This is a genomic window from Ideonella oryzae, assembly GCF_024055665.1.
Taxonomy (GTDB): domain Bacteria; phylum Pseudomonadota; class Gammaproteobacteria; order Burkholderiales; family Burkholderiaceae_C; genus Ideonella; species Ideonella oryzae.
In genome coordinates this window covers 1-18,655 of sequence record NZ_JAMXMC010000003.1, presented here as the reverse complement: position 1 = coordinate 18,655, position 18,655 = coordinate 1, and the positions used below count along the sequence as shown (strand labels likewise).

15 protein-coding genes are annotated in these 18,655 nt (G+C 68.9%); 10 read left to right on the top strand and 5 right to left on the bottom strand.

The features are described from left to right. Nucleotides 1-8: 8 nt before the first annotated feature. The 5 genes from M0L44_RS05140 (at nucleotide 9) to M0L44_RS05120 (ending at nucleotide 8,923) form a co-directional block, all read left to right on the top strand. Complete coding sequence (locus M0L44_RS05140) at nucleotides 9-965, top strand: alpha-E domain-containing protein (protein ID WP_252768595.1); 957 nt, start codon at nucleotides 9-11, stop codon at nucleotides 963-965. Between the two features lie 120 nt (nucleotides 966-1,085). Further along, on the top strand, nucleotides 1,086-4,577 hold the full coding sequence (locus M0L44_RS05135; protein ID WP_252768594.1) for a transglutaminase family protein: 3,492 nt from the start codon (nucleotides 1,086-1,088) through the stop codon (nucleotides 4,575-4,577). Between the two features lie 91 nt (nucleotides 4,578-4,668). Continuing rightward, nucleotides 4,669-7,302, top strand: coding sequence for a circularly permuted type 2 ATP-grasp protein (locus M0L44_RS05130; RefSeq protein ID WP_252768593.1), 2,634 nt, complete (start codon nucleotides 4,669-4,671; stop codon nucleotides 7,300-7,302). Further along, nucleotides 7,299-8,294, top strand: a complete 996-nt coding sequence (locus M0L44_RS05125; RefSeq protein WP_252768592.1) for a transglutaminase family protein — start codon at nucleotides 7,299-7,301, stop codon at nucleotides 8,292-8,294. The genes M0L44_RS05130 and M0L44_RS05125 overlap by 4 nt, the downstream gene beginning before the upstream one ends. After that, nucleotides 8,291-8,923 carry a hypothetical protein gene (locus tag M0L44_RS05120; protein ID WP_252768591.1) on the top strand — a complete coding sequence of 211 codons (633 nt, stop codon included), beginning with the start codon at nucleotides 8,291-8,293 and terminating at the stop codon, nucleotides 8,921-8,923. Before M0L44_RS05125 ends, M0L44_RS05120 begins: the two co-directional genes overlap by 4 nt. Nucleotides 8,924-8,938: 15 nt before the next feature. On the opposite strand, the gene M0L44_RS05115 is transcribed toward M0L44_RS05120, so the two are convergent. After that, a complete protein-coding gene (locus M0L44_RS05115) occupies nucleotides 8,939-9,925 on the bottom strand; it encodes a helix-turn-helix domain-containing protein (RefSeq protein ID WP_252768590.1) in 987 nt (328 codons plus the stop codon). 165 nt (nucleotides 9,926-10,090) lie between these two features. On the opposite strand from M0L44_RS05115, the gene eat reads away from it, so the two are divergent. The 4 genes from eat (at nucleotide 10,091) to M0L44_RS05095 (ending at nucleotide 14,103) form a co-directional block, all read left to right on the top strand. Continuing rightward, entirely contained in the window at nucleotides 10,091-11,485 is a 1,395-nt protein-coding gene (eat, locus tag M0L44_RS05110; protein ID WP_252768589.1) for an ethanolamine permease, read from the top strand. 16 nt (nucleotides 11,486-11,501) lie between these two features. Beyond that, nucleotides 11,502-12,893, top strand: a complete 1,392-nt coding sequence (locus M0L44_RS05105; RefSeq protein ID WP_252768588.1) for an ethanolamine ammonia-lyase subunit EutB — start codon at nucleotides 11,502-11,504, stop codon at nucleotides 12,891-12,893. Between the two features lies 1 nt (nucleotide 12,894). Beyond that, nucleotides 12,895-13,671, top strand: a complete 777-nt coding sequence (gene eutC, locus M0L44_RS05100; protein ID WP_252768587.1) for an ethanolamine ammonia-lyase subunit EutC — start codon at nucleotides 12,895-12,897, stop codon at nucleotides 13,669-13,671. A 102-nt stretch (nucleotides 13,672-13,773) separates the two neighbouring features. Further along, the gene (locus tag M0L44_RS05095) at nucleotides 13,774-14,103 is read left to right on the top strand and encodes a hypothetical protein (protein ID WP_252768586.1); all 330 of its coding nucleotides are present in this window, start codon (nucleotides 13,774-13,776) and stop codon (nucleotides 14,101-14,103) included. Here the strand turns inward: M0L44_RS05095 and M0L44_RS05090 are convergent, their stop codons facing one another. Both M0L44_RS05090 and M0L44_RS05085 read right to left on the bottom strand, forming a co-directional pair. After that, entirely contained in the window at nucleotides 14,104-14,694 is a 591-nt protein-coding gene (locus tag M0L44_RS05090; protein WP_252768585.1) for a GNAT family N-acetyltransferase, read from the bottom strand. It lies immediately after the preceding gene. Nucleotides 14,695-14,722: 28 nt separating this feature from the next. Beyond that, nucleotides 14,723-15,067 carry a hypothetical protein gene (locus M0L44_RS05085; protein ID WP_252768584.1) on the bottom strand — a complete coding sequence of 115 codons (345 nt, stop codon included), beginning with the start codon at nucleotides 15,065-15,067 and terminating at the stop codon, nucleotides 14,723-14,725. A gap of 139 nt (nucleotides 15,068-15,206) precedes the next feature. On the opposite strand from M0L44_RS05085, the gene M0L44_RS05080 reads away from it, so the two are divergent. After that, a complete protein-coding gene (locus M0L44_RS05080; protein WP_252768583.1) occupies nucleotides 15,207-16,283 on the top strand; it encodes an acyltransferase family protein in 1,077 nt (358 codons plus the stop codon). A gap of 12 nt (nucleotides 16,284-16,295) precedes the next feature. Here the strand turns inward: M0L44_RS05080 and M0L44_RS05075 are convergent, their stop codons facing one another. Then, nucleotides 16,296-18,422 carry an FUSC family protein gene (locus M0L44_RS05075; protein ID WP_252768582.1) on the bottom strand — a complete coding sequence of 709 codons (2,127 nt, stop codon included), beginning with the start codon at nucleotides 18,420-18,422 and terminating at the stop codon, nucleotides 16,296-16,298. Between the two features lie 67 nt (nucleotides 18,423-18,489). Then, nucleotides 18,490-18,655: 4Fe-4S dicluster domain-containing protein (locus M0L44_RS05070; RefSeq protein WP_252768903.1), on the bottom strand; the 166-nt coding region annotated here is incomplete at its 5' end.

Here is an 18,655-nt window from a genome sequence, read left to right as displayed (position 1 = left end):
CCAAGAACATGCTGTCAAGAACCGCCGACCATCTGTTCTGGATGTCGCGCTACATGGAGCGTGCAGAGAACACCGCGCGCATGCTGGACGTCAACTACCAGACCTCGCTGCTGCCGCAGTCCGCGGCCGTGGCCGAACAGGGCTGGCGCAGCCTGCTGAGCATCTCCGAGCTCACCCACGACTACCAGAGCCGCTACCAGGGCATCACCGCCCGCCAGGTGATGGACTTCATGGTGCGTGACGAGCGCAACCCCTCGTCCATCCTGCGCTGCCTGCGGGCGGCGCGTGAGAACGCCCGCGCCGTGCGCGGCTCGCTGACCACCGAGGTCTGGGAGACCACCAACCAGACCTGGCTGGAGTTCAACCGGGTGCTGGCCGACGGGCTGCTCGCACGCGATCCGGCCGCCGTCTTCGAATGGGTGAAGTTCCGCTCGCACCTGTCGCGCGGGGTGTCGGTGGGCACCATGCTGCAGGATGAGGCTTTTCACTTTCTGCGCATCGGCTCCTTCCTGGAGCGGGCCGACAACACCGCCCGGCTGCTGGACGTCAAGTTCCAGGCAGTGGAGAGCGACTTCTACGGCAACGCCGGCGAGAAGGACAGCGACTACGACTTCTACCACTGGTCGGCGATCCTGCGTTCGGTCTCCGCCTTCGAGATCTACCGCAAGGTCTACCGCAACGTGATCCTGCCGGAGAAGGTGGCCGAACTGCTGATCGTTCGCCCGGACATGCCGCGCTCGCTGTCCCACTGCATGCACGAAGTGGTGACCAACCTCAAGCTGGTGGCCAACCAGCAGTCGGGCGAAACGCTGCGCCGGGCCGGCCGCCTGAGCTGCGACCTGGAGTACGCCCGCATCGACGAGATCCTCTCCACGGGTCTGCATGCCTACCTGACCCAGTTCCTCGACCGCGTCGGGGACCTGGGTGCCGGGATTGCCCGCGATTTCCTGGTGGCCTGCGACTGAGGCCACGGCCGAGGTCCGGTTCGACGCTGTCACAAGGACCGGCGGTCTCCCATGGGAGCATCGCCCGTCCTGCCCGATTGATCCGATTCATGCGCCCCCCGGGGTGCCGAGGTAAGGCCCGTGTCCATCCACGTCGCGCTCAAACACGTCACCCACTACCGCTATGACCGGCTGGTGAACCTGTCGCCGCAGGTCGTTCGCCTGCGGCCGGCACCGCACTGCCGCACATCCATCCTGTCGTACTCGCTGCGGGTGGAGCCGGCCAAGCACTTCATCAACTGGCAGCAGGATCCGTTCTCCAACTACCTGGGCCGCCTGGTCTTCCCGGAGCCCACGACCGAGTTCAAGGTCACGGTGGATCTGGTGGCCGAGATGGCGGTCTACAACCCCTTCGACTTCTTCCTGGAGCCGGGGGCGGAGAACTTCCCGTTTGCCTACGAGCCCGGTCTGGCCGCCGAGTTGGCGCCGTACATGGTGACCGAGACGCCCACGCCGGCCTTCGCCAAGTTCCTGGCCAGCATCGACCGCCAGGAGATGCGCACCATCGACTTCCTGGTGGGACTGAACCAGCGGCTGCAGCACGACATCTCCTACCTGATTCGCATGGAGCCGGGTGTGCAGTCCCCGGAGGAGACGCTGACCAAGGCCTCGGGCTCCTGCCGTGACACCGGCTGGCTGCTGGTCGAGACCCTGCGCCACATGGGTCTGGCCGCACGCTTTGTGTCCGGCTACCTGATCCAGCTCACGCCGGACGTGAAGGCGCTCGACGGCCCCAGCGGCACCGAGGTCGACTTCACCGACCTGCACGCCTGGTGCGAGGTCTACCTGCCCGGCGCCGGCTGGATCGGTCTGGATCCGACCTCCGGCCTGATGGCCGGTGAAGGCCACATTCCGCTGGCCTGCACCCCCACACCGTCCAGCGCGGCGCCCATCACCGGCGCAGTGGACGAGTGCGAGGTCACCTTCAGCCACGAGATGGCGGTCACGCGCATCTTCGAGTCGCCGCGCGTCACCAAGCCCTACACCGAGGACCAGTGGGCCCAGGTGCTGCAACTGGGCGAGCGGGTGGATGCCCAACTGGCGGCCGGCGATGTGCGCCTGACCATGGGTGGCGAGCCCACCTTTGTCTCGGTGGACGACCGCGACGGCGCCGAATGGAACACCGACGCCCTGGGCCCGACCAAACGGGTCTACGCCCAGGATCTGGTGCAGCGCCTGCGCGACGAGTACGGGCAGGGCGGCTTCCTGCATTTCGGCCAGGGCAAGTGGTACCCCGGCGAACAGCTGCCGCGCTGGGCCCTGTCGATCTACTGGCGTGCCGACGGCCAGCCCTGCTGGAGCGACCCCTCGCTGTTCGCAGACGAGCGCGACCTGCATCAGTACACCAGTGCCGATGCCAAGCGTTTCATGAGCGCGCTGACCCGCCACCTGGGCGTGGGCGACCAGTACGTGCAGACCGGTTTCGAGGACACCTGGTACTACCTGTGGCGTGAGCGCCGCCTGCCGGTGAACGTTGATCCCTTCGATTCCCGCCTGGACGATGAACAGGAGCGGGTGCGCCTGCGCCGCATCTTCGACCAGGGGCTGGAGAGCGAGGTGGGCTATGTGCTGCCGATCAAGCGGGCCGAGGGCCCGACGCTGTCGGGCGGCAACTGGGAGACCGGCCCCTGGTTCTTCCGTGACGAACGCATGTACCTGATCCCTGGGGATTCGCCGATGGGCTACCGCCTGCCGCTGGATTCACTGCCCTGGGTGAAGGACAGCGACTATCCCTATCTGCACGACTACGACCCTTTTGCCCCGCGCGGTGAACTGCCGGCCCCGGCCGAACTGCGCCGGCAGATGCTGGGCCTGGGCGGCGGTGGGGCCGTGGGCGGTGGAGCCTATGCGGCTCACCAGATGGGCGGTGGCTTTGCCGAAGGCGGCACCGTGGCCTTGCAGAACAGCCCGCAGGGCAGCGCTGCGACTGGCGGCGAGGGGCTGCTGGCTGGCCAGGTGGCGTTCGACACCCACCCCGAGCGCTTCCAGTCGGCCCACTGGATCACCCGCACCGCGCTGTGCGTGGAGGTGCGCGACCCGCGCCGGGCCAACGGCCCCAAGGCCGAGAAGGTCGGGCAGGCCAGCGGCGTGCTCTACGTCTTCATGCCGCCGCTGGCCCACCTGGCAGACTATCTGGAGCTGCTGACCGCGGTGGAGGCCACGGCGGCCGAGCTGGGCATCAAGGTGGTGCTGGAAGGCTACCCGCCCCCGCGCGATCCGCGCCTGAAGCTGCTGCAGGTCACGCCCGATCCGGGCGTCATCGAGGTCAACATCCACCCGGCCCAAAACTGGAAGGAACTGGTGCAACACACCGAGTTCCTCTACGACGCGGCGTGGCGCTCGCGCCTGTCCACCGAGAAGTTCATGCTCGATGGCCGCCACACCGGCACCGGCGGTGGCAACCATTTCGTGATGGGTGGGGCCACGCCGGCCGATTCCCCCTTCCTGCGCCGGCCCGACCTGCTGGCCTCGCTGCTGGCCTACTGGCACAACCACCCGGCGCTGAGCTACCTGTTCTCGGGCCTGTTCATCGGCCCGACCAGCCAGGCCCCGCGGGTGGACGAGGCCCGCAACGACCAGTTGCGCGAGTTGGAGATCGCGCTGGGCGAGATCGAGCGCAACAAGGCCATCTACGGCGAGGACATGCCGCCGTGGTTGGTCGACCGCACGCTGCGCAACGTGCTCGTCGACGTGACCGGCAACACCCACCGCAGCGAGTTCTGCGTCGACAAGCTGTATTCGCCGGACTCGTCCAGTGGCCGCCTGGGTCTGCTGGAGCTGCGCGCCTTCGAGATGCCGCCGCACGCGCGCATGAGCATCGTGCAGCAGCTGCTGCTGCGCTCGCTGGTGGCCCGCTTCTGGAAGGAGCCCTACCGTGCGCCGCTGGTGCGCTGGGGCACCGAGCTGCACGACCGCTTCCTGCTGCCCACCTTCATCCAGATGGACTTCGAGGACGTGATCGAGGACATGCAGCGGGCGGGCCACGCCTTCGATGCCGCCTGGTTCGCGCCGCATTTCGAGTTCCGCTTCCCGAAGATCGGCGAGATCGCCGCCCGCGGTGTGCACATGGTGCTGCGCAATGCGCTGGAGCCCTGGCATGTGATGGGCGAGGAGGGGGCGGCCGGCGGCACGGTGCGCTTCGTCGATTCCTCGCTGGAGCGCATCGAGGTCAAGGTCAGCGGCTTGGTCGATCCGCGCCACCGCGTCACGGTCAATGGGGTCACGCTGCCGCTGCAGCCCACCGGACGGGTGGGCGAGTACGTGGCCGGCGTGCGCTTCCGCGCCTGGCAGCCGCCTTCGGCCCTGCATCCGACCATCGGCGTGCATGCCCCGCTGACGGTCGACCTGGTGGACACCTGGGCCCAGCGCTCGCTGGGCGGCGGGCGCTACCACGTCGCCCATCCGGGCGGGCGCAACCACAGCACCTTCCCGGTCAACGCTTACGAGGCCGAGAGCCGCCGTCTGGCGCGCTTCTTCCCCTTCGGGCACACGCCGGGCCAGATGGTGGTGGCCGAGGCCGAACGCAGTCTGGAGTTCCCGTTCACGCTGGACCTGCGCAAGGTCGGGCGTTGAGGGGCGGTTCGTGATGTTTCCGTGACACATGACCGAGCGGGAAGGGCCACCCCCGAGCCCGGGCGCTGGCCTGGCAAGGCATGATCGCGGGATGTCTTCTGGAGTACCCGCCATCGTTCCCATGCCGCCGCAGCAGACCAGCCTGCTGTCGGACGAGCCGCTGGACCCCGTGGCCCTGGCCCACGGGGCCCTGCAGCGCGGCGATGAGGGGCATTTCGACGAGCTGACCGGCCGGCTCAACGAGGGCGCGGCGCCAGCGGGAGCGCTGACCCCGACCTGGCAGCGCTTCTTCGAATCCACCGGTGCAGAGGGTTGGCAGGATCTGCCCAACCGCCAGGACCGCCTGCGCCATCGCGTGCGCGAAGATGGCGCCACCTACAACGTCTACGACGACCCGGATCAGCCCACGCGGCCTTGGCCACTGGAGCTGCTGCCCATGCTCATCGGCGCCGACGACTGGGCGGACATCGAGCAGGGGGTGGCCCAGCGGGCCCGGCTGCTCAATGCGGCCATGGCCGACATCTATGGTGAACGCAGCCTGCTGGACCTGGGCCTGCTGCCCACCTCGCTGGTGCTCGGTCACCCGCAGTACCTGCGCCCGTTGCACGGGGCCAAGCCCCTGGGGGGGGTGCACCTGCATGTGGCCGCCTTTGACCTGTCCCGGGGGCCCGATGGCAGCTGGCGGGTGCTGCAGCAGCGCACCCAGGCCCCCTCCGGCCTGGGCTACCTGGTCGAGAATCGGCTGATCGTCTCCCAGCAACTGCCCGAGGCCTTCCGCGACCTGCATGTGCAGCGTCTGGCGGCCAGTTTCCAGACCCTGATGGAAGGGCTGATGCGCATCTCGCCCGCGGGCGAGACCTCCCGCGCGGCGCTGCTCACGCCGGGGCCACGCAACGAGACCTATTTCGAGCATGTCTTCCTGGCCCGCTACCTCGGCATCACCCTGGTCGAAGGCGGCGACCTGACGGTGCGGGCCAACCGGCTCTACCTGAAGACCCTGCGTGGGCTGGAGCGCGTGCACATCCTGCTGCGGCGGGTGGACGACGAGTACCTGGACCCGCTGGAGCTGCGCCCCGACTCCGCGCTGGGCATCCCCGGCCTGGTGCAAGCCCTGCGGGCCGGCGAGGTGGTGGTGGCCAATGCGCCCGGCGCCGGCTGGCTGGAAAGCCCGGGCCTGGCCGCCTTCTGGCCCGGGGTGTCCCGCCACCTGCTGGGTGAAGAACTGCTGCTGCCCAGCGCCACCAGCTGGTGGTGTGGCGAACAGACCGTGTGGGACACCCACAAGGGCCGGCTGGAGGAGTTCGTGGTGGCGCCCACCTTCCCGGCCAGCGACACCACGCACAGCTTTGCCCCTGTGCTGGCCGCGACCCAGGCGCCCAGTGCGCGCGCCAGCTTGGCCGGGCGCATTGAGGCCGATCCGGCTGCTCACACGCTGCAGTCCCGCAGCCGCCCTTCGGAAATGCCGGTGTGGCACGACGGCCGGTTGGAGCCCCGCCCGGCGGTGATCCGCGTCTTCGCCATTTCTGATGGACAAGGGGGCTGGCAGGTCCTGCCCGGCGGCATGACCCGGGTGGCCACCCGGCGCGATGCCCTGCACGACCCCTGGCTGTCGATGCAGCGGGGCAGTGCGAGTGCAGACACCTGGGTGTTGACGGACGGGCCGGTGGATCCCACGACGCTGCTGCCCAAGCCGCTGAGCGCTGCCGACCTGTCTCAGATGCACCGCAGCGTGACCAGTCGCTCGGCCGAGAACCTGTTCTGGCTGGGGCGCTACACCGAGCGGGCCGAGAACTCGGTGCGCCTGGCCCGCCTGACCCTGGAGTCGCTCTCGGGCGCCGCGCTGCACGAGGCCACGCCTGCCGTGTTCACGGTGCTGGACCAACTGGCCCGCCGCCACGGTCTGGTGGGCGACAGCGTGCCCTCGCCGCTGCAATCGCAGCGCGTGTTCGAGCGCTCGCTGGTCCATGCGCTGGGGGACACGCGGGGTGCCACCAGCGTGTCCTTCAACCTGCAGGCCCTGCTGGGTTGTGCCCAGGCCCTGCGCGAGCGGCTGTCGACGGAGCACTGGCAGCTCATCCGCGAGGTGGGCGAGCAATTCCAGGATCGGCTCTCGGCCATCTTCGAGTCCGCCTCCATCGATCCGATCACCGAGGTCATTGGCGCCCTGACGCAGGCCGATGGCCACCTGGCGGCCATCACCGGCGGGCAGACCGACCGCATGACGCGCGACGACGGCTGGCGCCTGCTCAGCGTGGGGCGGCAGCTGGAGCGCCTGGATTTTCTCTCCCACGCCATGGCCTGCAGCTTCGAGCATGGCCTGCATCGCTGTGACGACGGCTTTGCGCTGATGCTGGGCTTCTTCGATTCCACCATCACCTACCGGGCCCACTTCCAGGCCCGGCGCGAAGTGCCTCCGCTGTTGCATCTGCTGGTGTTCGACACCGACAACCCCCGTTCCCTGGCCTGGGTGGGCCGCACCATGCGCGAGCGCCTGCTGAAGCTGGCCCGCCACGAGCCCGCCTGGGCTCAGGAAGTGGTGGAGAAGCTGCCCCGTCCCGAACAGTGGTCGCTCGAAGCCCTGAGTGCCGACCGCGGCGACCATGCCCATCCTGCGCTGGTCGAGGCCTTGCAGTCCTGCAGCGTGCAGGCGCAGGCGGTGTCCGATGCCATCGGTCGCAAGCTGTTCTCGCATGTGGGGCCGGTCGAACGCATGGTGTGGCAATGACGGCTTGGCGCTGGCTGCGGGTGCAGCATGAGACGAGTTACGACTATGACGCGCCGGTGGAACTGGCCCACCACGTGGCCCACCTGGAGCCACGGGCCACCGAGGTCCAGCAGGTGCGCGGCTGGACGCTGAGCATCAACCCCTTGCCCGACGAATGGATGGCGCTGCAGGAGGCGCGTGGCGAAGCCGCGGCCTGCGAGGAGGGGGGGCTGACGCTGCCCCTGGTCCAACGCAGCCTGGACAGCTGGGGCAACCAACGTCTGGCCTTCAGCCATTCCCGGGTGCATGAACGGCTGACGGTCCGCTCCACCTTCGAGGCTGGCCTGGCCGAGCCGGTGATGCCGGACACGGCCCGCAGCCCGGCCTGGGAGGACGTGGCCGAGTCGCTGCGCTACCACGCGGGGGCTGCGCACTCCGAGGCCGTGGAGTTCACGCTGCCGTCGCAGTTCGTGCCGCGCTCGGCGCAACTGGCCGCCTTCGGCCGCCTGGCCTTCACGCCCGGGCGCAGCGTGCTGGAAGGCGCGCTGGCGCTGATGAGTCTGGTGCACGAGCGCTTCGAATACCAACCCCTGGCCACCTCGGTCAACACCCGGGCGACCGAGGCGCTGAGCCTCTCGCGCGGGGTCTGCCAGGACTTTGCCCACGTGATGATCGGGGCCTGTCGCTCGCTGGGATTGGCCGCGCGCTATGTCAGTGGCTACCTGCTGACGCAGCCGCCCCCGGGCCAACCCCGGCTGGTGGGCGCGGATGCTTCTCATGCGTGGGCGGCCGTCTGGTGCCCGGACAACGGCTGGCTGGCGCTGGACCCGACCAACAACGTCCCGGTGGGTGTGGACCATGTCACCCTGGCCTGGGGCCGGGACTATGCCGATGTGGCGCCGCTGCGCGGTGTCATCCGCGGCGGGGGCCGGGCTCTGCCGCGGGTGGCCGTGACGGTGGCCCCCTTGGATGAATTGCCGCTGCTGCGCAGCGTGCCGAAGGAGACACGATGAGAGGCCGTCTGGCGCGGCGCGCCTGGCTGGCGTTGGCGGGTCTGGCGGGCATGGGCCTGGGATCAGCCGCTTCGGCGGCGGGCGCGTTTCAGCGGCTGGCCCAGTGGGACTTTGCCCAGGCCGATGCGGGCCGCCCATGGCGTACCACCGGGCAGCCGGCCTCAGCCGCCAGGGTGCGCGTCGAGGGCGGCTTGCTGGCCTTGGATGCCCAGGCCTATGACACGGCAGCGGGGCAGCCGGCCTGTCCGCTGGCCGCCGCCGAGGTGCTGCTGAGCGATCCTCGGCTGCACAAGGGGCAGTGGGCCGTGTTGGCGATCGACATTGAAGTGCAGCGCTGGGCCCTGGGGTTGGGACGCTTTGACGACGACGTTCCCCGCCTGGAGCTGGTCTACCGCGGCCAGCGCCATCAGCTCGGGCTCTCGGGTTTCAAGACCATGCCGGGCAAGGTGCGGGTGGAATGGACGGCTGCCACCGGCCTGGTGGCCAGCTATGACGGCGTGCGCAGTGCGCGGCCCAGCAAGGCCACGCCAGACGCCGGGGCACCGCTGTTGCGGCTGTGGATCGATGGCTGCTCCGAGGGCATGGGCCAGTCCCTGCGCATCGCGCGCATCACGCTCTGGGGGCGCTGAGCCCGTCGGCGCAGCTCAGTGCAGGGCGGCTTGGCCATGCAGCCGGCGCCAGGTCTGCGACGGCAGTTCGTCGTAGAGCTCCCGGTAGTCCTGCGCGAACAGGCCCAGATGCCAGAAGCCCCATTGGGTGGCGGCTTCGGCCACCGAACGGGCCGTCTTCAGCGCCCGCCGGGCACCGGCCAGGCGCACCGTGCGCAGGAATGCCGCCGGAGCCAGCCCGGTCACCTGCTGAAAAGCAGCCTGCAGAGTGCGGCGGCTCACCCCCAGGGCTTGGCACAGAGTGGCCACGGTGTGGGGGGTCTCCGGGTCGTCGCGTACAAAGGCCTGGGCCCGCGCCACCAGCTGGGCAGCGCGGTGGGGGGCGGTGGGCGCGTGGCTGCCGGGCAGCAGGGCCAGCACATTGGACATCAGCGCCTGCTGCAGTAGGGCGCAGGCGCGTTCGTCATCCAGCCGGGCGGGCAGCGCCGTGATGAGTTGCAGGGCGCCACTCAGCTGTTCCTGCAGGGCGCGCAGGCTAGCAGGATCCGCGCGGTGCAGCCCGGCCTGCATGGCCAGGCGCAGCAGGCCGGGGCGGTCTTCCTCGGTGGCCAGGGCCAACAGATCGCTCAGAGGCAGATCCAGCCCCGCCATCGACAGCCCCTCGGGGGTCATGAACTCGAAGCCATCGGTCCCGCTGAAGCTGCAGAAGTGGGCGTCGCGGCCTGGCCCCTCCTGCCAAGCCGTGTGGCCGCAGAAGCTGACCGGCCCCCAGCCCAGCGACAGGGGCACGCCCAAGGCCAGGCGATCGGACGGGCGTGCACCACGCTGCAGCAGGCGCCGGCTGGTGTCTTCCACAAACAGGTGCGTTTGCGCCAGCCGGGCTTCGACGAACCGGCCCTCGAACCCCCCCGAGGACAGCTGCACATAGTCCTGCTGCCAGCCCTGCAGCAGCGTGGCCTGCTCGTCCACATCGCGGGACGAACGCTGCTGCAACAGGGGGTGAGGGGAGGGCGCGTGGCTCATGGCGTGATGCGAGGGACTGCGTTCATCACCAGCAAGCCATGTGCCACCCGATCTGCCTGACCGGGGCGGGCCGGGCGCGTCGCGGCAAGCTTGCCGATTTGCGATAGACCGCCCCGGCCCGGATGCGGACCATCACGCCATTGCATCGAGCGAGGAGTGAACGCAATGAGTCAACCTGGGCAACTGAAGCCGGCGCTCAACGCCTGGCACCTGTGGGGCCTGGCCGTCGGTCTGGTCATCTCTGGCGAGTACTTCGGCTGGAGCTACGGCTGGGCCAGCGCCGGCACGCTGGGCTTCCTGGTGGCCACCATCCTGGTGGCGGCCATGTACACGACCTTCATCTTCAGCTTCACCGAGCTGACCACCGCCATCCCTCATGCGGGCGGCCCGTTCGCCTATGCGCAGCGCGCCTTCGGCCCCACCGGCGGCTTCATCGCTGGTTTCGCCACGCTGGTGGAATTCGTCTTCGCGCCGCCGGCCATTGCGCTGGCCATCGGCGCCTACCTGAATGTGCAGTTCCCGGCGCTGGACCCCAAATGGGTGGCGGTGGGGGCCTATCTGGTCTTCATGGCGCTGAACATCGTCGGCGTGAAGACGGCGGCCACCTTCGAGCTGTTCGTCACCATCCTGGCCATCTTCGAGCTGCTGGTCTTCATGGGCGTGGTGGCACCGGGCTTCTCGGTGGCCCACTTCGCGGCCAAGGGCTGGGCGGGTTCGGACACCTTCAGCCCTGCCGCCTGGTCGGGCATTTTCGCGGCCATCCCGTTCGCTATCTGGTTCTTCCTGGCCATCGAGGGCGTGGCCATGGCCGCGGAAGAGGCCAAGGACCCGCACCGCACCATCCCGCGTGCCTACATCGGCGGCATCCTGACCCTGGTGGTCCTGGCGGCCGGCGTGATGTTCCTGGCTGGCGGCGCGGGCGACTGGACCAAGCTCTCCAACATCAACGACCCGCTGCCGCAGGCCATGAAGATGATCGTGGGTGAGCACAGCGGCTGGCTGCACATGCTGGTGTGGATCGGCCTGTTCGGCCTGATCGCCTCCTTCCACGGCATCATCCTGGGCTACTCGCGCCAGATCTTCGCGCTGGCCCGCTCGGGCTACCTGCCGGGCTTCCTGGCGGCGGTGCACCCGCGCTTCGGTACCCCCTGGGTGGGCGTGCTGGCGGGCGGCGTGGTGGGCATCCTGGCCATCTTCAGCGACCAGCTGATCGTGATCGGCGGCCAGCCGCTGACGGCCAACATCGTCACCATGTCGGTTCTGGGCGCCATCGTCATGTACATCATGTCCATGGCCAGCCTGTTCGTGCTGCGCCGCAAGGAGCCGGGCCTGGCCCGTCCCTTCCCGGCCATCGGCTACCCGGTGCTGCCGGCCATCGCCCTGGTGCTGGCGGTGGGCTGCCTGATCACCATGGTCTGGTTCAACACGCTGCTGAGCGCCATTTTCCTGGGCGCCATGGCGGTGGCCTGGGTGTACTTCCACTTCTTCACCGCCCAGCGCCGCGCCGCGGTGGCCGAGCTGACCGTGGTCAGCGTCGAGGTGGTGCAGACCCAAGGCTGAGCGGATACTGGCTGGCATGGCATACACCCACACCCTGGGCGGGCAGGTCTGGTCCTTTGCGGACCTGAAGACCCTGCTCGCCAAGGCCAGCCCGTTGCGTTCGGGCGATGTGCTGGCCGGCCTGGCGGCCGCGAGCGCTGCCGAGCGCATGGCCGCCCGCATGGCGCTGGCCGAGCTGCCGCTGCGCACCTTCCTGAACGAGGCGCTGATCCCCTACGAGGCAGACGAGGTCACGCGCCTGATCCTGGACCGCCATGACGAGGCAGCCTTCGCGGAGATCGCCCACCTCACCGTGGGCGATTTCCGCGACTGGCTGCTGATCCAGGCGGTGGCACCGGATGGCGAAGCGGCGCTGAGCCGGGTACGCGCCGGCATCACGCCCGAGATGGCGGCGGCCGTCAGCAAGCTGATGCGCAACCAGGACCTGATCCTGGTCGCCCGGCGCTGCCGGGTCATCACCCGCTTTCGCAACACCCTGGGTCTGCCGGGGCGCATGGCCATGCGCCTGCAGCCCAACCACCCGACCGACGACGCCCGCGGCATCGCCATCTCCACGCTGGACGGGCTGCTCTACGGCGTGGGGGATGCGGTCATCGGCATCAACCCGGCCGGCGACGGGCTGGGCCCGCTGACCGGGCTGATGCAGCTGATGGACGAGGTGATCCGGCGCTTCGAGATCCCGACCCAGTCCTGCGTGCTCACCCACGTCACCAACCAGATCAAGGCGATGGAGCAGGGCGCGCCGGTGGACCTGGTGTTCCAGTCCATCGCCGGCACCGAGGCGGCCAACCGCAGCTTCGGCATCGACCTGGCGGTGCTGCGTGAGGCGCGCGAGGCGGCCCTGAGCCTGAAGCGCGGCACGCTGGGCGACAACGTCATGTACTTCGAGACGGGGCAGGGCTCGGCCCTGTCGGCCAATGCCCACCACGGTGTGGACCAGCAGACCTGCGAGGCCCGCGCCTACGGGGTGGCCCGCGCCTTCGAGCCGATGATCTGCAACACGGTGGTCGGCTTCATCGGGCCGGAATACCTCTACGACGGCAAGCAGATCATCCGTGCCGGGCTGGAGGACCACTTCTGCGGCAAGCTGCTGGGCCTGCCCATCGGCTGCGACGTCTGCTACACCAACCACGCCGAGGCCGATTCGGACGACATGGACACGCTGATGACCCTGCTGAGCGCGGCGGGCGTGACCTTCCTGATCGGCGTGCCGGGGGCGGACGACGTGATGCTCAACTACCAGAGCACCTCCTTCCACGACGCGCTGATGCTGCGCCAGGTGCTGGGCCTGAAGCGGGCCCCGGAATTCGAGGCCTGGCTGCAGCGCATGGGGCTGACCGACGAGGCGGGTCAGTTGCTGCCGGTGACACCGGCGCACCCGCTGCTGCAGCATTTTGGAGGGGTTTGAGATGGCCAACGACCTCGTCCGTCCCGACCCCTGGGCCGGGCTGCGCGCCCAGACGCCGGCGCGGGTGGGGCTGGGCCGCGCGGGGGGCAGCCTGCCCACGCGAGAGTTACTGGCCTTTGGCGCGGCCCACGCCCAGGCGCGCGACGCCGTGCATCTGCCCCTGGATGTGCCGGCCCTGAGCGCCCGTCTGGCCGTGCTGGGCGGCCCGCCGGTGCTCACGGTGCAGAGCGCGGCACCCGACCGCGCCACCTACCTGCTGCGGCCGGACCTGGGGCGCCGGCTGTCGGCCGCCAGCGCCCGGATGCTGGATCAGGGGGGCGTGGCGGCCCCCTGCGACTTGCTGCTGGTGATCGGCGATGGCCTGTCGGCCGCCGCCATCGAGCGCCAGGCGGCGCCCTTGGTGGCCGAGGTGCTGGCCCAACTGCCCGAGGGCTGGACGCTGGGCCCGCTGGTGGTGGCCACCCAGGCTCGCGTGGCGCTGGGCGACGACATCGGCGCCCGCCTGGGCGCGGCGCAGGTGGCCATGCTGATCGGCGAACGGCCGGGCCTCAGTTCGCCGGACAGCCTGGGTATCTACCTGACGCACGCCCCGCGCGTCGGTCGCACCGATGCTGAACGCAACTGCCTGTCCAATGTGCGACCGGAGGGCCTGCCCCCGGCAGAGGCAGCGCGCAAGCTGTGGTGGCTGGCCCAGGCTGCGCGCAAGCTGCAGCTGACGGGCGTGGGTTTGAAGGATTGCAGCGACGAACGATCTTTGCCTTACAGCCCTGTGCCTTAGGGGGCTTCCCTCCAAAGAAGGAAGTTCAAGTGCCATTGGCCCGATAGCATGGTCGTCGGCGGCCAAGCTCGCTTTTTGTCCAACACTCACAGGAGATGACACATGCTGCGTTGGGTTTCTTTGCCTCTGGTTCTGTTGGTGGGGGCATGCGCCAGCCCCGGTTGGAACAAGTTGGGCGCTTCGCCAGAAGCACTGGTGCAGGATCGTCAAGTCTGCGAACAGGCCGCCTTGCAGGCCTTGCCGCCCAAGTGGGTGAAGATGCCCGCCATCCGCAACGCTCCGCACACGGAATGTTCTGGATCAGGTGCATCGCGGCAGTGCACCAACACGCCGGGGCAGTTTGTTCCAGAATCCCAGCGTGACGACAACCTTCAGCCGCGAGAGGTAATAGTGGACAAATGCTTGACGGACAAGGGCTGGAGCAAGAACTGATCAGATCTTGCTGCACCAGCGCATCACCGGCCGCTCCGGCTTGCGCCGGGCCACTTCGGTGAAGCCGGCCTCGGCGTAGAGAGAAACCGGTCCAAACCAGAGGTTGTCGTCTTCCAGCGGGCCGGGCTTGTCGACCGGGTAGGCCTCCAGGGTCACGCCACGCCTTTGGGCCTCCTGCTTGGCGGCACGCAGCAGTGTGCGGGCCACGCCCAGGCCCCGGTGTGTGGGCCGCACGACGAAGCAGATCACCGACCAGACCGGTTGGTCGTCCACCGGTTTCATCACCGGAGAACGGGCCAGCTTGGCGAAGTCCTCACGCGGGCCGAGGGATAACCAGCCGACGACCAGAGGACCTTCGTAGGCCAGCAGGCCCGTGAAGGTGCCGGCAGCCACCAGGGCCTGGAACTCGTCGTGGTTCACATCGGCCTTGCGCCGGCCCTCCGGGACCACCGGTTCACCGCTGCGTCGGTAGTACATGCACCAGCAGGTGCGCGCCTGGGCGCAACCCCGGGCCTGGAAGAGATCTTCCAGATCAGACCAACGCTCCGGGTTGAGCGGCACAGTGCGGAGATGCGAGGCAGGATCGGCCATGACGCCATCCTGCCACGTTCATGGCCCCTCAGGCCACTGGCGGTCGGCCCGCACCCGCACGGATGGCACGGATCACGGCTGCTGCGCTCAACTCCGCATTGAGAGAGGCTTCCAACGGTGCCCGGCACAATCCCGCCTGTTCGTAGTGCAGGTTCTCGTACACCACCGCTGCGGCCGGGAAGGCCTGGAGCAGCTTGTCGAGGGCGTCGTCCATGCCAAGATCTGCCAGCTGTTGCTGCAATTGCTGCACCACCTGCCGGTACTGGGCCGGGCTCACCTGCAAAGGCGGGGCCTCCAGCCGCTGCAGCAGGGCCGCAGTCTCAGCCACCGGCTTCAGATGCGGAGGAAGGACAAAGGCGTGCATCGTGCTCATGTCATGACATTTGCGGACGAGCGCTGAGGTTTCAAGGGGGCGGGTCCGGATATGGTTGGCGCTCGGACCGATGGCGGGGATGCGCAACTTGCGCGGGCGCGATCGTCGGGGGCCACATCGCAGTCGCAGCAGGTACCGGATGTCAGAACAACAACGTTTGTCTTCGCTGGATACGCTGCGCGGCGTGGCCATCTCGCTGGTGGTCCTGTTCCATTCCAGCATTCCCTTCCAACTGCCCGGGCGGGTGGCGTCCTGGGTCCAGATCGGCAATCTTGGCGTCCAGCTGTTCTTCCTGATCAGCGCGTTCACCATGTCCTACATGTGGGCCGCCCGTGCGGGGGAAAGCCTCCCGTTCCGGAAGTTCTACCTCCGACGCGGCCTGCGTATTGCGCCCGTGTTCTGGCTGGCAATGCTGGGCTACGGTCTGCCGGTTCTGTGGTCAGGACAGAACCCCGCACAGATCAACGGCTGGGATGTGCTGCTCACGGCGCTCTTTCTCAATGGCTTTTCGGTGCACGCGATCAATCTGGTCGTGCCCGGGGGCTGGAGCATTGCAGTTGAGATGAGCTTCTACCTGTTCTTCCCGCTGCTGGCGACTCGCCTGAAGACCCCGCTGGCCTGCGTGTTGACGGCGTTCGGCTTCTACGCTGCCGGGGTCGGCGCCACGGCACTGCTGCGACCGTGGCTCCCGGATGCGGAGATGTTTTATTACTACAGCCTGCTGACCCAGGCGCCGATCTTTCCGCTCGGCATGGCGCTTTACCGGGTGGTGGTGGAACGCCAACGGGCGCATCTGCCTGTCATTGCGACGGTGTTGGCGCTGTGGCTGATGCTGGCCGTCCTCGGCAAATTCACATCGCTGACCACGCGACCCTTCTTCTGGCTGCCTGTCTTTCTGATGGGGGCCGGCATGGCCTGGGCGCTCCAACAGGGTTGGCACGTCAAGCTGCTGTCGCTGGCAGGGCGTCGCTCCTATTCGCTCTACCTGCTGCATTTCGCCGTCATCGATCTGGTGCTCAAGCCCCTGCTGCCATGGCTGCCGCAAGGCGTGGCGGGGTATCTCTGTGGTCTGGTGGTGGTGTTCGCGATCAGTCTGTTCCTGGCGGGACTGTCGTTCCGCTTTCTGGAAAGTCGGGTGGCCGGCTGGACACGCCATTGCATCGGGTGGCTGGATGCACGAAGTCCAGCGGGGGGCGACGTGGTGGCGGGCCGTTAGCGCGGTTGGGCTTCAAGGGCTGCGGCGCAGGGCGCGGGCCGCGCGGGCCAGTTCGTGGTTCACATGCGCCACCCGGCAGGCAGCCAGTTCGGCCAAGGTCAGACGCCGCAGCAGCCATTGGTTGAAGTCCGATGTGGGCTGGGGCTGGGCGGGGGCAGGCCAGGTCTGGGGCAGTTCGTCTTCCAGGTGGCTGCGCAGGATGCGGGCAATTTCGGCTCCGTGGGCTTGCAGAGCGGGCTCGACCTGGCTGCGATCGAGTTCGGCTTGCCGGTAGCTCAGCAGGCGCCGGATGCCCGACAACTGTGCCAGCAGCACATGGCATTGGGCCAGCAGGCCGGCCAGGGTGCGCAGGGGCAGACGCACTGTCTCGGGCTCCACCGCGGTGCGCCTGGCGGCCAGAGCCAGAGCGCCGATGGCGTCGTAGGCCTGGCGCCGCGCCAGGCGCATCGGCAGGTCCGAGTGCACGGCCTCCGGCCAGCGCAGGCCTTCTTCGGTCAACGCCGCCAGCGCCCGCCGGGCGCGCTGGGCCAGCATCGGGATGCTGCGGTATTCCCACCAGGGGAACAGGTAGCTGGCGCCCCAGGCCAGGGCAGCGCCGAGCACCGTGTCCAGCAGGCGTTCGGTGACGCCGAACCCACCCTCTGGCGCCATCAGATGGGCCTGCAGCAGCGCCATGACCGTGGCGGCCGTGGCGGTGATCAGATAGCGGCGGTTGACGAAGGCGTGGGCGGTGCCTGCTGCGAGCAGGAAGATGACATCGCTCAGCGCCGTGACATGGGTGACGGCCAAGGCCAGCACCAACAGGCAGCCCAGCACCGTCCCCAGGATCCGGGCATCCCGACGCGACAGGGTTTGTTCCAGGTTGCCGCGCAGCACCACCGCCACGCTCAGCACCAGCCAGTTCGGGTGTGAGGTCCAGGGCAGCCAGAGGGCCAGCACATAAGCCGCGGTCAGGGCCAGCGCACTGCGCACGGCATGTCGCAGGATGGGCGAATGCCAATGCAGCTGGGAAGCCAGCGAGGCCAGGGGCCAACCTTCGGCGCTGATGAAGCGCAGCAGTTCATCGCGCGGAGGCAGCGGTTGCCCTGAGCCTTCGACCAAGGCGGCGCGCAGTCGGGCCAAGTCCTTGAGCAGGTGTTCGCCACGCCCCAGAAGGATGTGCCCCAGGCGGTTGGGGGTCAGTCCTTCCAGCTGATTCAGGCTGTAGCGCAGGCGGGCCTGCAGGGCGTCGGCCTCCACTGGCGGTGGCGGCTCCGCCAGCTCCAGGGCCTGCGCCTGGCGCGCCAGGGCGTCGCCCAGAGATCCCAGCCAATCCCCCAGCGCCTGACGCGTTGCCTGGGCGGTGTCTTCCTTGCCCAGCCCCGCCAGGTCCAGTTCGCTCACCATCAGGGCGTCGCGCAGTTCGATGGCCTGGAGCAGGGCGTCGCTCAGGCGCAGGGCGGCAGGGCGGTGCTGGGCCTCGAACAGCAGGTCCCGGGCGGCCTGGATCTGCTCGTCCAGCGCGGCCTGGTGGATGATCCAGTGGGTGAGGGCGACCTGGGCATCCGGGGTGTCAGTCGCCGGCAGCGCCAGCAACTGGCCCCGGGCGCGCAGCAACTCGCCCAGGGCCCGGAAGGCGGAGGCCACGGCGAGTTGCCGCAGCCGGGGCTGCAGGCGGCGTGACACCCAGGGCGCCCAGCCCCAATAGAGCATGGCGCCAACCAGGGTCCACAGAGTGTGCCGGGCAATCTCATGGACATCCGCCGTCGGTGGGTGGGCCAGCGAGAAGACCAGGGCCAGGATGGGCACGAAGGTCAGCGGGCCGGCGCGGGCCCCCCAAGCCATGCCCATGGCCGACACACCGCCGATCATCGCCACCAGCACGGCCAGGCCAACGGGGTGCGTGCTCAAGCTCAGCGCCAGGACGCTGGAGAGCGTGCCCACCAGAGCGCCGGTGGCCACCCGCAGACGGGTGCGGGCCGGGGCCAGCGGGGTGTCGGGCAGGCTCGTGAAGATGGCCCCCGACACGGCGGCCAGGGATGCCGCGGGGCCACCCAGGGCCCAGCACACCAGGTGCACCAACCCGAGGCCTAGCAGGACCGATAGGCCATTGATGCCATGGGCCGGCAGGGCCAGGCTCCAGCGACGCAGAAACGACATGGCGCGCATTCTCACCGAGTGCGCGCCATGGTTGGGAGGGGCGTTCCCCTCGGGGAGCTGGCTGGGCTTACATGCCCGCGTAGTTCGGGCCGCCGCCGCCTTCCGGCGTCACCCAGACGATGTTCTGGGTCGGGTCCTTGATGTCGCAGGTCTTGCAGTGCACGCAGTTCTGGGCGTTGATCACCAGCTGGTCGGCGCCGTCCTTGTTGACGAACTCGTAGACCCCGGCCGGG

Excerpts from the sequence above, each read along its gene's own strand:
- M0L44_RS05095 (WP_252768586.1), top strand. The coding sequence starts at position 13,774 with ATGCTGCGTTGGGTTTCTTTGCCTCTGGTTCTGTTGGTGGGGGCATGC.
- eat (WP_252768589.1), top strand. The coding sequence starts at position 10,091 with ATGAGTCAACCTGGGCAACTGAAGCCGGCGCTCAACGCCTGGCACCTG.
- M0L44_RS05105 (WP_252768588.1), top strand. The coding sequence starts at position 11,502 with ATGGCATACACCCACACCCTGGGCGGGCAGGTCTGGTCCTTTGCGGAC.
- M0L44_RS05120 (WP_252768591.1), top strand. The coding sequence starts at position 8,291 with ATGAGAGGCCGTCTGGCGCGGCGCGCCTGGCTGGCGTTGGCGGGTCTG.
- M0L44_RS05085 (WP_252768584.1), bottom strand. The coding sequence starts at position 15,067 with ATGAGCACGATGCACGCCTTTGTCCTTCCTCCGCATCTGAAGCCGGTG.
- M0L44_RS05125 (WP_252768592.1), top strand. The coding sequence starts at position 7,299 with ATGACGGCTTGGCGCTGGCTGCGGGTGCAGCATGAGACGAGTTACGAC.
- M0L44_RS05130 (WP_252768593.1), top strand. The coding sequence starts at position 4,669 with ATGTCTTCTGGAGTACCCGCCATCGTTCCCATGCCGCCGCAGCAGACC.
- M0L44_RS05140 (WP_252768595.1), top strand. The coding sequence starts at position 9 with ATGCTGTCAAGAACCGCCGACCATCTGTTCTGGATGTCGCGCTACATG.
- M0L44_RS05115 (WP_252768590.1), bottom strand. The coding sequence starts at position 9,925 with ATGAGCCACGCGCCCTCCCCTCACCCCCTGTTGCAGCAGCGTTCGTCC.
- M0L44_RS05080 (WP_252768583.1), top strand. The coding sequence starts at position 15,207 with ATGTCAGAACAACAACGTTTGTCTTCGCTGGATACGCTGCGCGGCGTG.
- M0L44_RS05090 (WP_252768585.1), bottom strand. The coding sequence starts at position 14,694 with ATGGCCGATCCTGCCTCGCATCTCCGCACTGTGCCGCTCAACCCGGAG.
- M0L44_RS05075 (WP_252768582.1), bottom strand. The coding sequence starts at position 18,422 with ATGTCGTTTCTGCGTCGCTGGAGCCTGGCCCTGCCGGCCCATGGCATC.
- eutC (WP_252768587.1), top strand. The coding sequence starts at position 12,895 with ATGGCCAACGACCTCGTCCGTCCCGACCCCTGGGCCGGGCTGCGCGCC.